Source organism: Psychrobacter sp. FME6, from assembly GCF_014861365.1.
GTDB lineage: Bacteria > Pseudomonadota > Gammaproteobacteria > Pseudomonadales > Moraxellaceae > Psychrobacter.
On the sequence record NZ_RRYW01000091.1, the window covers coordinates 1 to 11,989 of the forward strand.

The window sequence follows — 11,989 nt, forward strand, 5'->3', positions numbered from 1 at the left end:
AACCGTTCGCTATTTTTTTTGCCATCAATTTGTCGCCAATGTTCAACACGCCCTAATAACGTTTAAGTTTAATACTATTAATTAGTTACACAAGTAGCTAGTCACACAAAAAAACCTCTTAGAGTCTAAGAGGTTTTTTTGTGGCTTAAAGCAATGTTTATCGTATAAACAACAAGCCTTTAATAAAAGTCTAAAGGTAAAGGAGTTTACGACTCTTCTACCCACTCGCCTTTACGCCAATACACTCCCCAACGCGATGCTTTACCGTTCTTTTCAGAACCGATATATTGCTCTTTTTTCTTCCGTGACCAACGCAGTATTGTTGGATTACCATCAGGGTCTTCATCTGGGCCTTCAAACAAATACTGGAATTTATCTTCCATCTTATCTTTAATCTGTCTCAGCTCAGCCAACTTTGGTGCCCGTGTTTCGCGTACTTTTGGAAACTTAGACGCCGCTAAAAACATACCTGCCGCCCCTTCACGCAAGATAAAATAATCATCGTGCTTGGTCGATTTTAGCTCTGGCATATGGATTGGATCCATGCGCGGCGGTGCTGCTTCACCCGTTTTGAGCACTTTACGTGTGTTGTCACATTTCTGACAAGCGAAGTACGGTCCAAAACGTCCGGTCTTTAGCTCCATCTGCCCATCACACTTATTACAATCGATGGTTGGGGCATCTGAGCCTGGGACTTCAAACTTACCTTCTTCTAAAATGTAGCCATCGCAATCAGGATTATTACCACAAACATGTAGCTTGAGGCCACCATCGACGATATAACCATTCATTGCCGTACCACATTTCGGGCAGCGTTTTTTCTCCATCAAGTCTCTGACTTCGGCTGCTTCATCATCGCCTTCGGCGTCGTCAAGATTGGCAAACGCTTCGACTGGCATTAAGTTTTTGGTGCCTTTACAGCGCTCCTTCGGTGGTAAGTTATAACCGGTACAGCCCAAGAATACACCCGTTGAACCAGTGCGCAGCTGCATCGGACGATCACAAAGATCGCAATGTACGTCTGGGACATCGGTTGGGTCATTGGGGCGCATGCCGTCTTTTTCTTTAGCGCGATCGAGGGTAGTTTTAAAATCACCGTAGAAGTTATCGAGGACATCTTTCCAGTCCGTATCGCCTTCAGCGACATGGTCAAGCTTATCCTCAAGCGCGGCGGTAAAGGTATAATCCATCAAGTCTGGAAAGCTTGCCGTCAGTCTATCGGTGACGATATCGCCCATTTTTTCAGCAAATAAGCGCTTGTTTTCAAGCTTCACATAACCACGGTCTTGAATAGTCGAGATAATAGATGCATAGGTCGATGGACGACCGATACCTTTTTTCTCCAGCTCTTTGACCAAGCTTGCCTCGGTATAGCGCGGTGGCGGCTTGGTAAAGTGTTGGCTCGGATCTAGCTTATCAAGCGTTAACTTATCGCCTTTTTTGACGTCAGGTAATAAAGTATCGTCGGTCTTAGCGGGTGGCATAACCTTAGTAAAGCCATCAAACACCAGGGTACGACCGCGGGCTTTTAGCTCAACGTCATTGGCACTGACGAATAGATTCACTGACAGATATTTAGCTGGCAGCATCTGACAAGCAACAAACTGACGCCAAATCAGCTCATACAAACGTATCGCGTCACGCTCAACCCCTTTCAACTGGGTTGACTTCATATTGACGTTAGAAGGACGAACCGCCTCATGCGCCTCTTGTGCGCCTTGCTTGTTGCCGTAGAAGTTTGGTTTTTCTGGCACATATTTTTCGCCGTAGCTGTCTTCGATATAACCACGTACCGCAGCTAACGCATCACCGGACAAAAAGGTAGAGTCGGTACGCATATAAGTGATATGACCTGCTTCGTATAAACGCTGGGCTAAAATCATGGTTTTTTTAACTGAAAATCCCAACCGTGTGCTGGCGGCTTGTTGCAGAGTCGAGGTAATAAAAGGCGCACTTGGACGAGATTGCGTTGGTTTCTCTTCACGCTCTTTAACGATAAAGTCGTTTGTGTTAAGAACTTCTAAGACTTTATCGGTCTGTTCTTTATTGACCAGCTTAAGCGTTTTGCCGCCTTGTTTAGTGGCTTCTAAACGAATCGCGATTTGCTCAGCGTCCTTTTTGCTACTGGCAACGTGAGTATCCGCATGAATCTGCCAGTATTCTTCGGGGATAAAGGCACGAATTTCATGTTCTCTTTCTACGACCAAACGCATGGCAACCGATTGCACACGCCCCGCAGATAGACCACGAGCGACTTTTTGCCATAGCAGCGGCGATACCATAAAACCAACCACACGGTCTAAAAAGCGCCTTGCCTGCTGGGCATTGACGCGATCAATATCGAGTTTGGAGGGCTGCTTAAAGGCGTTTTGAATGGCAGATTTGGTAATCTCGTTAAAGACCACGCGCTCATATTTACTGTCCGCGCCGCCAATCACTTCTTTGAGATGCCAAGCAATAGCTTCCCCTTCTCTATCCATATCCGTTGCGAGATAGATTTTGTCAGCGTCTTTGGCTAAGGCTTTGAGCTCTTTGATGACCTTGGTTTTATTTGGCAATACTTCATAGACTGCCGCCCAATTATGTTCAGGGTCGACGCCCATACGCCGTACCAATGCTTGCTGGGTTTTTTCTTCTTTGGTCAGACTCTCATCTTTTTTGGTTGCTGCTGGTTTTTTCGCGCTCTTGCTCGCACCAACGGGTAAATCTCGAACATGACCGATACTTGAACGGACAACGAAATCATCACCAAGGTATTTATTAATCGTTTTTGCCTTGGCGGGTGATTCTACAATCACTAAAGACTTGCCTTTTGGATTGCCAGCAGCGGATGCTGGTTTTTTTTTGGTTGTAGTTTTTGCCATGTGTGACGACACCATAATAAGTAAATTAAAGTAAGAATACATTCGGCAGCACGGCAATTTATAGTAATTAGCTATAATTGCTCAGCGAATTATTGTAGTGGTAGCTGCCGATAAAAAGCGGTTATAAAACAAGCAATAACTATAAGACAAAAAATCAGTTATAAAGACGTTACACTGCTAAGCGTTAAACTGTCAACTGCAAATGACTGAGAGTATGCCAAAAGTACTTGCATATTACACATTAATGGAGATTAAAAAACAATTTACTAGCTCTTGGGCTTTTTATGCACCTCTATAGCCCATTGCTCAAGCTTTTCTTTTAACGCCAATAAATCTTCTTCAATCAGTTTCTTCTGATAAGTAGGATTGGTTGACGGACGTACATAAGCGATATCTTCCCAATAAATGACGATGCTATTTGCCTTGGTCCATAGGCCTTTGACAAACGGCTCGATACTAACTGGCAAATCCAATGGCATTTTATCCAAACTAAAATCAATCTTTTTTACAGCCGTATTGCTATTGTTTTGACTAGGCCGAGTGATACTTGGGATAGTGAGTTTGACGTCGTCTCTCTTGGTATCGATAAAACTTCTGTCTGGTCGCCACTGCCCATCGATCACTTGATAGCGCGTATGCGGCAACTTCGTATCTTCTAGCACCAAGCAGTACTGGCCCATCATCCCGCGACCATATTCATTGTCCTTCCCCTTAACCCAATCAGGACAGGTGACGAGTTTTGGGTTCAACTGCAACCGACGCGCGGTCATGCGCAGCTTATCCAAACGCTGATCAATACCGCTAGGTTTGAGCGCCATCATACTCCCTAATACGAATAGTACAATGATAACGCCAATCAATGTTCCCATGATGGTCTGGCCTTTTAACTAAATGAAGGGGTGGCGAATAGACGACGAGTATACCGTTACTTATAATGAGCACGAACCATTAAAAATCAAGCAGCAAAATCTCACAACCACTGGATAGCCAGTTGAACGGCTCATAACGACATGCCTATTTGTAGTGGCAGATCAAACACTTAGCTCAACTAAACATAAGCGCAATAACAAGATACAAAAAGTCGTGCGTCTAAAAAGGTGCTATGATAAACCATAATTTTAGACGCGCGCAGGTTTATTATGAATAATATTATTAAGCGAAACTCATCGGCCGCTAATTTTGCTAATAAACTGGCCAATAAAGCCACGAGTAAATCCAGCATTGCTCTATCGCTAATGGGTGCGGCTTTATTTACCTTATCAGGCTGTGCAACCACCCAAAGCCTAACGCCGCAGCAATGTCAAAGCAGTAACTGGCAAGAAGTGGGCTATGCCGACGGTATCCGTGGTCGCTCAGGCGCGTATTTCGGTCAGTATGCTAATCAATGTGCCAGCGTAGTCGGCGCTACGCCAAACCGTATTCAATGGGAGCAAGGCCGACAGCAAGGGCTAAAAAACTATTGTACCGAGCTCAATGCTTATAAGCTCGGCCGTGAAGGTTATGATTGGCAGCCTGTTTGTCCTCTCGAAGGTATTGAGAAGCTAGAAGAAGCTTATTCGCAAGGACGCTACTATTATATTCGTCAGCGCGACCTTGACTATCTACGCTCGCCTTATCCATTTGGTTATGGCCCTGGACGTTTCGGTTACGGCCATCGCCCACTTGGCTATGGTTGGTAATGGTTACCTATAATCAGCTCAAAACAGAAGTAATACGGTTCAATTAACGTGTTATTAAAATAGCTCCAACATATACAAGCCGTATTACGGCTCGATGTCTTTAAAGGTTAAGACTACATTAAAATAAAGGAAACCTCACAAGGTTGCCCATGTGAGGCTGGAGAAAGTTTATTATTTTAATGATTCTTCTTATTGTTTTGGCTATTTTTCTATTAATAGGCTTGCTGGTTTTAGCGGTAAGTTTAATCATATAAAGCAGGTATAAAAGGTATAAATATCAACATATAAATGCCACGAGTTAGCCGATACCTTTTATGTATCTTATGTATCACAAATAGGTATCACAAAAATGCTTTATTAACAAAGCTATTCATTAACAAAGGATATTTTGGTCAATCCGGCGTGACTGGCTGCTGCCAATACTTGCGCGACCGTATCGTACTTGCCTTCTTTATCCGCACTCAATTGTACTGAAGGGTCTTTGTTTTCAGCGCTTTGCTGTTGTAGACGCTGCTCTAACTCCTCCATACTAATCGGATCACTGTCCCAAAATATTCCTGCGTCTTTATCAATGCTAATTTGAATGGCTTCTGGTGGCGGCTCATTTACCTCGGCACTGGTCTTTGGCAGGTTTAATGGCACCGTTGGATTCAACACAGTCGCCGTCAATAAAAATATAATCATCAATACCAGCATGATATCGATAAGCGGAATGAGGTTCATCTCACTCATGCTTTGACTGTCATCATCACCCAATTGAAATGCCATAATTACTCTCAATACGTTTCGTTATAATCATTGCCGTTAGTGCGTTTTAACCGGCGTCAGAGGCGCCTTTTTGGATTTCAAAACATTATTAATAAATAACATTCTCAATAAACAGCGCTTATAGCTGCGATGTTGCTGATTTATTATAATGTTCTGACGCTTGAGCAGTTTGTCTATCTGAGTCTATCGTTGTCGCTGATTGGGCTTGGGTAGCCGTAGTGCTGTGCTGCATTGATGATTGCTGTGCGGCGGCAAGCTCGGTTGATTGCGCCAATAAATCATGCGCTCTGTCATTGGCGTGGTACATCACACGGCGATTGATACGTACGGCAAGGTTATAAAACACCACCGCTGGAATCGCAACTGCAATACCAAGACCTGTCATAATCAGCGCCTCACCAACCGGTCCTGCCACTTGTCCCAAGCCTGCTTGTCCCGTCGTGCCAATATTATGCAGCGCATGAAAGATACCCCACACTGTCCCAAATAGACCAATAAATGGCGCAATCGCCGCGGTCGTGCCGAGAACTGGTAGTCCGCGCTCACTGACAAAGCGATAGCGACCGATATGTTTGAGTAAAGTCTGCTCTATCACCAAACGACGTGTCGCTGTATCCGACTCTATTAACTCTGCTTGCTTAGTCTGAATTTGCTGACTCAAGTCATCGGCGACATTGGCAGCCAATTTACGGCTTTGTAGTATCCGTATGATACCGGTTACCCAAGAGAAGATAGATAAGGCGAGTAGCAAAAAGAACAGGGTTCTAGTTACTAGATCGCTATATTGCCAGTAGGTTGTAAAGTCCATATCAGACTCCTTTGTATTTTGTATTATGGCTTAAGATATCGGTCACTACTGTGTATAACCCAACGCTTAAATAATCAATGTATTCATTTTATTTCATAAACAACAGGCAGAGTAACAGTACCTTTCACAGCTACTCCATTTTTTATAAAAGGATTAAGTCTAGCTTTCTTTATAGCTTTGCGAATTTTGCTATCTATGTTTTTATTACCTGTTCCTGAAGAGATAACTGCACTCTCAATATTGCCTTTTTCGTCTACTATAATTTTTACTGTTATTGAAATATCTTTTTTAAGACGCCTGCGTTCCCCTTTAAGAAAACTAAGATTAGGCTGATGTCCGGGTTTCCAGGTAGCTTCACTAGCACCGAAACTTACCGGACCTTTATCGACTGGTGCTTCTGTTACTTCGTCATCCCCACTTTTATTATTTACCGCACTATCTCCACCACTACTGGTCGGCTTTGTGGGTTTATTATTACTTGTATGGGTGCTAGTCGTAGGTTTTTGAACAGTGACATCATTTTTTTGAATAACCGTAGTTGAACTACTGTCTACGATACCTCCTAGCTTTGGCGTATTAGAATTATCAGATAAATTATTCGTACTTTCAGGTGGAGGCTCATCAGGTAGATCACTATTGCCAGGCGTTGACAGTGGTGTTTTCTTAGTATCTTTTACTTTTGGAGGCTTAGGCTTATGTTTTTTTATTGAGGCAGCTTTAGGTTGAGACTTAACCTTACTAACTGGCTCAGATTTTTTATCTTCAACTTTTTTCTCTTCAACCTCAACGGGTGGCGGCGGTAACGTCACCATCTCTATCTCGATAGGTGGCGTGTCTTTTTCTGGCTCGACTTTTATCTCAGGCGGTTTTATCGCCACCAATGCTACTGCCGTGAGCACGTGTAGCGTCACCACTATGATAATAGCAATGAGTATTGACCTAAGTGGTGGCGCGTCTAAATCCGTTGAACTCATAACAGCCTAACTTTTATTTTAACCGGAGTAGAATGGCGTAGATGATAATGCAAACGATAATTATTATCAATAATAAATTTATAATAATTTCTTTACTTAACAAAATATTTACAGCTCTATTGTAAGGTCATTCACCTTCAGGTTTAACAAACCTTTATTATATAGCTGATTCACCTTAAAACCGATACGAGTGCTACTGGATTAAATTTTTCGTAGCCCCTGTCACGCTTACGAACAGCAAGCAAGAAAAATTGATAACCGTAGCACGTGGTTACCAACATCTCGATTTTATGTAGAACTGCCTATAATTGAAGTATATTAGCAAACTATTCAGCTATCGTTAATAAAAACCATTATCATCTGTATTGATAATAAGTCTCAATTACTTTATCATAAGCATATTAATTTTTAAGCGCTTTAATCCTTAAGCGTAAAAACAGCAATAAAAAATAAGAAGTCTTAAAGCATTACTATCGAGTAGTATCTAGCGCGCACAACCATACTAGACAAGCTCTTTTTATTTTTCACATTCTCCAAACCTACGATATACCGAGTCATTTATGTCTATTAATTCATTATCTAGCCGTTCTTCTACCCCTCTTTTTAAACGCCCCTTATTGGCTGTCATGGTGACGGCACTGTTTACCACCATCGGTGTAGCAGGCTGTAGCTCGCCTGATTCGAGCGATGCTGAGCCAACAGAAACCAAGGCTGAAAACCAAACGGCTGATTCTGCCTCAAATGTTGACAATAATGATGCTGTTTCTGCTGAAAAAATCTCAGTCGATACGGTAAAAGGCAAGGTCGATCTACCAATGAACCCCTCGCCGTTGGTGGTTTATGACATGACCTTGTTACAAGATTTAGCAGCGCTTGATGTGGCGGTTGATGGTATGCCAAGCGGGCTACATCTAGATAACTTACATTCTGAAGTACAGCCTGAGCCCAAAGAAGTCGGTACCGTATTTGAGCCCAATCTTGAAGACTTAAATGCGATGCAGCCGCAAGCGATCTTGGTCGGCTCGCGTATGGCAGAAAAATATAATGAGCTATCCAGTATCGCACCGACGTTGGATATGAGTATTGATACCGCGAATATTTATGAATCAAGTAAACAGCGTTTGCATGATTTGGGCGCTTTGTTTGGTAAGAGCGATCAGGCGGCTAAGCTGCAAGGTAATATCGACGGTCTCATCGATGAGACTAAAACCTTAACCAAGGATAAAGGCAAAGGCCTAGTCGTCATGGTTAATGGTAATAAACTTTCTACTTATAACGTTAAATCGCGCTACGGCTTTATCCATACTGTACTGGATATACCCATTGCAGACGAGTCAATATCGGATGCGCGCCACGGTCAGCCAGTGTCTTTTGAATACCTACAAAAAACCAATCCAGACTGGTTGTTTGTCGTTGATCGCAGTGCAGCGATTGGTGAAGATAGCGCTGGTGCCAAAGCAGTATTGGACAACCCATTGGTCGCGCAAACCACTGCATGGAGTAAAGATCAAGTGGTTTACTTGAGCCCAGACTCTTACCTAGCATTCGGTGGCTATTATCAGTGGATGCAAGATTTGACGACCATTAAAGACGCATTCGCTAGCGCAAAATAAACGCTATAACCATGCAAGCCATTGTTGTTAATCGATGATTAGCACCTCATTTTAAGCCAGTATAAGTTATGTCGTTATTTTCACATCGTGCTCATACCCACGCTAAACCCCACGCTAAAACCAGTGCTTCGTTGCCTATTGCTTCACCGCACTGGCAAAAAAGCACTAGTAAAGGTTTGAGTACCAACCCTCGACGTGCCGCTATACCGCCATGGTTAATAAACACCGGTAGCCTCATTATTATGGGGTTTTTGGTGTTATTAAGCCTATCAATCGGTGTGGCGGATTTTTCATGGTCAGGTATCCTACAAAGCCTCATCAGTCATAGCGCCAACTCGGATAGCTCATTAATGTTGGTCAGCCGACTACCGCGTACCATTGCCATTATCTTAACCGGTATCGCGATGGCAGTAGCGGGGATGATTATTCAGGTAGTGTTAAAAAACCGTTTCGTTGAGCCATCGATGGTTGGTGCCACCCAAAGTGCGGCGCTAGGGCTATTGGTGGTCAGCTTGCTGTTTCCAGCCAGCGCGCTTATCGTCAAAATGGGCGTGGCGACCGTCGCTGCTGTATTTGGCATGATGTTATTTATGCTGCTGATTCACCGCATCCCGCCTACTGACTTTTTGATGATTCCACTGATTGGCATTGTCTTTGGCGGTATCATCGAGGCGGTGACGACGTTTATCGCCTATCAAACTGAGTCGTTACAAATGCTAAGTGTATGGCAATTTGGTGACTTCTCTGGCGTATTAGCTGGTCGTTATGAGCTACTGTGGCTGACAGGTGGGCTGTGTGTATTGGCTTATATCATCGCCGACAAACTGACCATCGTTGGTTTGGGTGATAATATCGCGCTCAATTTGGGCATTAGTAAACGCCAAGTCACATGGCTTGGCGTTGGGATGGTGGCGATGATGAGTGCCGTTGTCGTGGTGACGGTGGGTATGATTCCATTTATTGGTTTGGTCGTGCCCAATATCGTCAGTCGATTGATGGGTGATAAATTACGTCGTAGCTTGCCCGCAGTTGCGCTATTAGGTGCCTCAGCTGTCCTGCTCTGCGATATTATTGGTCGCTCTATTCGCTATCCGTTTGAAGTACCTGTGGCGACGGTCTTTGGTGTGGTCGGTACCGTGCTGTTTTTATGGCTATTATTACGTGCGCCTGCCGAGCAATAAAAACAGTCACTCAACCCTGTTATCAGTTATCTACCCTCTTCACTTATCTCTCTTTTTTACCAGATAAGCTTGGCACTATAGGATTCGCGCATGTTTTCACCCTTTACGCCTAGCGCTGCAAAAAATAGTAGCTCAGAGAATAGTTATTCAAAAAGTAATAGCTCGAGAAACAGTACTCAAAAAAATAATAATGACACCTCTTCTTCTGAACAGAGTCGTCTAGCGCAATTTTGGACATTCATCGTCAATCACCCAAAATCGATTGCGGCCATTGTGCTGCTGATCTCGATGGTTCTGTTTTTAACCCTCAACGTCAACGGTCATTGGGATTTTGCGTTACCGCTACGAGGCAAAAAATTACTGGCGCTGATGGTGGTTGGCTATGCTATCGGGGTATCGACGTTACTGTTCCAAACCTTGACCCACAATCCTATTTTGACGCCATCACTGTTGGGCTTTGACTCGTTATATGTGCTGCTGCAAAGTTTATTGGTGTTCTTTTTGGGCGCGATCAGCTTTACCAGTATCAATCCGATTGCCAAATTCTCGCTTGAAATATTCTTAATGTTTGGCGCATCATTGCTATTATTTCGGTTGCTATTCTCCAAGAGCAGTCAGGATTTGACGCGGCTGATATTGGTCGGCGTTATTTTTGGCGTGCTGTTTCGTAGTTTATCGGCATTGATTGCACGATTGATTAACCCCGATGACTTTGTGGTGGTGCAATCTGCCAGCTATGCGCAATTTAATACCGTCAATCCACAGTTGCTTGGTATCAGTCTATTTATTTGTGTGATTAGTGGGCTATTTATCTGGCGCTGGCGCTATCAGTGCGATGTGTTGATGCTAGGTAAGCCCCAAGCGATTAACCTCGGTATCCATTATCAACGCCTGGCATTTGGGCTATTAACAGTCATTGCGGTATTAGTCGCTACAGCGACAGCATTGGTCGGTCCAGTAACCTTTTTTGGTTTATTAGTCTGCGCTTTAACCAATCGCATTGCTCGCCATATGTATCATAGCGAACGACTGATACTGGTCAGCTTGGTGGCCATGATTTGCTTGGTATTGGGTCAGACCGTATTTGAGCAAGTATTGGGCATGGCGGGCGTACTGTCAGTGGTGATTGAATTGGCGGGCGGCTTGGTATTTTTAATATTGATTTTTATAAGCCAACGTCGCCAGTAATACCAGTCCAAAAAACTGATCAAAATTTATCTAAAAACAAGAAGCCCCTATGATTAAATTGGATAACATCTCGTACCATATTGGCAAACAACAAATCTTACATGACATCACTTTATCGTTACCAAGTGCCCAAATTATCGCCTTAATTGGTCCCAATGGCGCGGGAAAATCCACTCTATTTTCGGTGATGGCACGCCTGCAGCCGCTTCAATCTGGGCAGGTGCGTTTCGCTGAGCACGATATTGTCAGCTGTCATGCGCGAACCTTGTCCAAGACTGTCGCCATGCTTGGACAAGACAACCAAGTACAAGGACGGCTACGTGTACACGAGCTGCTGATGTTCGGTCGCTATCCCTACCACCAAGGACAGCCAACCGCGCACGATCAACAAAAAGTGCAGGAAATTATAGAACGTTTTGAGCTTGAGCCTTTGGCTGAGCGCTTTTTGTCGACGTTATCGGGTGGACAACGACAACGGGTATTGATTGCGATGATTGTTTGCCAAGATACGCCGTATTTACTGCTCGATGAGCCGCTAAATAATCTGGATATGTACCATGCTGGGCGCCTAATGCGTGAGCTGCGTGAGTTGAGCCATGGTCAAAATAAAACCGTGGTGATTGTCTTGCACGATATCAATCAAGCGGCGCAATTCGCCGACACCGTGGTGACGATGAAAGAAGGTCGCGTGCTAGCCACAGGAGCGCCTGTGGATGTACTCACACAAGAAACAATGAAAGTGTTATATAACGTCGATGTGACTGTTTTAAATCATCAAGGTCGTCCAGTGATTGTCGATACAGTATAAGTATAGAATCTAGCTATATAGAGTCTAACCATAAAAAATTAGTGTAAATACAATTAGGGCGTGTTGAACATTCACAAATTATATAAGCCATAAAAAAAGACCACCT

10 protein-coding genes are annotated in these 11,989 nt (G+C 43.7%); 5 read left to right on the top strand and 5 right to left on the bottom strand.

Going from position 1 to position 11,989, the window contains the following annotated elements; all coding sequences use genetic code 11:
• Nucleotides 1-206: 206 nt before the first annotated feature.
• Both topA and EI162_RS11570 read right to left on the bottom strand, forming a co-directional pair.
• A complete protein-coding gene (gene topA / locus EI162_RS11565) occupies nucleotides 207-2,864 on the bottom strand; it encodes a type I DNA topoisomerase (RefSeq protein ID WP_192524495.1) in 2,658 nt (885 codons plus the stop codon).
• A gap of 266 nt (nucleotides 2,865-3,130) precedes the next feature.
• Nucleotides 3,131-3,733, bottom strand: coding sequence for a hypothetical protein (locus tag EI162_RS11570; protein WP_192524496.1), 603 nt, complete (start codon nucleotides 3,731-3,733; stop codon nucleotides 3,131-3,133).
• Nucleotides 3,734-4,003: 270 nt separating this feature from the next.
• Here EI162_RS11570 and EI162_RS11575 point away from each other — a divergent pair, with 270 nt between their 5' ends.
• On the top strand, nucleotides 4,004-4,543 hold the full coding sequence (locus EI162_RS11575; RefSeq protein ID WP_192524497.1) for a DUF2799 domain-containing protein: 540 nt from the start codon (nucleotides 4,004-4,006) through the stop codon (nucleotides 4,541-4,543).
• Nucleotides 4,544-4,909: 366 nt separating this feature from the next.
• Here EI162_RS11575 and EI162_RS11580 read toward each other — a convergent pair whose 3' ends face one another.
• The 3 genes from EI162_RS11580 to EI162_RS11590 all read right to left on the bottom strand — a co-directional run bounded on the left by EI162_RS11580 (nucleotide 4,910) and on the right by EI162_RS11590 (nucleotide 7,093).
• Nucleotides 4,910-5,311, bottom strand: coding sequence for an ExbD/TolR family protein (locus EI162_RS11580; protein ID WP_192524498.1), 402 nt, complete (start codon nucleotides 5,309-5,311; stop codon nucleotides 4,910-4,912).
• A gap of 118 nt (nucleotides 5,312-5,429) precedes the next feature.
• Nucleotides 5,430-6,119, bottom strand: a complete 690-nt coding sequence (locus tag EI162_RS11585) for a MotA/TolQ/ExbB proton channel family protein (protein WP_192524499.1) — start codon at nucleotides 6,117-6,119, stop codon at nucleotides 5,430-5,432.
• An 83-nt stretch (nucleotides 6,120-6,202) separates the two neighbouring features.
• Nucleotides 6,203-7,093 carry an energy transducer TonB gene (locus EI162_RS11590; RefSeq protein ID WP_192524500.1) on the bottom strand — a complete coding sequence of 297 codons (891 nt, stop codon included), beginning with the start codon at nucleotides 7,091-7,093 and terminating at the stop codon, nucleotides 6,203-6,205.
• Nucleotides 7,094-7,653: 560 nt separating this feature from the next.
• Between EI162_RS11590 and EI162_RS11595 the strand changes: the two genes are divergently transcribed.
• The 4 genes from EI162_RS11595 (at nucleotide 7,654) to EI162_RS11610 (ending at nucleotide 11,883) form a co-directional block, all read left to right on the top strand.
• Nucleotides 7,654-8,706 (top strand): siderophore ABC transporter substrate-binding protein, encoded by a 1,053-nt coding sequence (locus EI162_RS11595; protein ID WP_192524501.1) that lies wholly within the window; start codon nucleotides 7,654-7,656, stop codon nucleotides 8,704-8,706.
• Nucleotides 8,707-8,774: 68 nt separating this feature from the next.
• Nucleotides 8,775-9,887, top strand: coding sequence for an ABC transporter permease (locus EI162_RS11600; protein WP_192524502.1), 1,113 nt, complete (start codon nucleotides 8,775-8,777; stop codon nucleotides 9,885-9,887).
• A gap of 90 nt (nucleotides 9,888-9,977) precedes the next feature.
• The gene (locus EI162_RS11605) at nucleotides 9,978-11,075 is read left to right on the top strand and encodes an iron chelate uptake ABC transporter family permease subunit (RefSeq protein ID WP_192524503.1); all 1,098 of its coding nucleotides are present in this window, start codon (nucleotides 9,978-9,980) and stop codon (nucleotides 11,073-11,075) included.
• 49 nt (nucleotides 11,076-11,124) lie between these two features.
• Nucleotides 11,125-11,883: an ABC transporter ATP-binding protein gene (locus EI162_RS11610; protein ID WP_192524504.1), complete on the top strand. Its 759-nt coding sequence runs from the start codon at nucleotides 11,125-11,127 to the stop codon at nucleotides 11,881-11,883.
• The last annotated feature ends 106 nt before the right edge of the window (nucleotides 11,884-11,989 follow it).

Coding starts and splice junctions, on each gene's coding strand:
- EI162_RS11600 (WP_192524502.1), top strand. CDS start 8,775: ATGTCGTTATTTTCACATCGTGCTCATACCCACGCTAAACCCCACGCT.
- EI162_RS11580 (WP_192524498.1), bottom strand. CDS start 5,311: ATGGCATTTCAATTGGGTGATGATGACAGTCAAAGCATGAGTGAGATG.
- EI162_RS11570 (WP_192524496.1), bottom strand. CDS start 3,733: ATGGGAACATTGATTGGCGTTATCATTGTACTATTCGTATTAGGGAGT.
- EI162_RS11605 (WP_192524503.1), top strand. CDS start 9,978: ATGTTTTCACCCTTTACGCCTAGCGCTGCAAAAAATAGTAGCTCAGAG.
- EI162_RS11610 (WP_192524504.1), top strand. CDS start 11,125: ATGATTAAATTGGATAACATCTCGTACCATATTGGCAAACAACAAATC.
- EI162_RS11575 (WP_192524497.1), top strand. CDS start 4,004: ATGAATAATATTATTAAGCGAAACTCATCGGCCGCTAATTTTGCTAAT.
- EI162_RS11590 (WP_192524500.1), bottom strand. CDS start 7,093: ATGAGTTCAACGGATTTAGACGCGCCACCACTTAGGTCAATACTCATT.
- topA (WP_192524495.1), bottom strand. CDS start 2,864: ATGGCAAAAACTACAACCAAAAAAAAACCAGCATCCGCTGCTGGCAAT.
- EI162_RS11595 (WP_192524501.1), top strand. CDS start 7,654: ATGTCTATTAATTCATTATCTAGCCGTTCTTCTACCCCTCTTTTTAAA.
- EI162_RS11585 (WP_192524499.1), bottom strand. CDS start 6,119: ATGGACTTTACAACCTACTGGCAATATAGCGATCTAGTAACTAGAACC.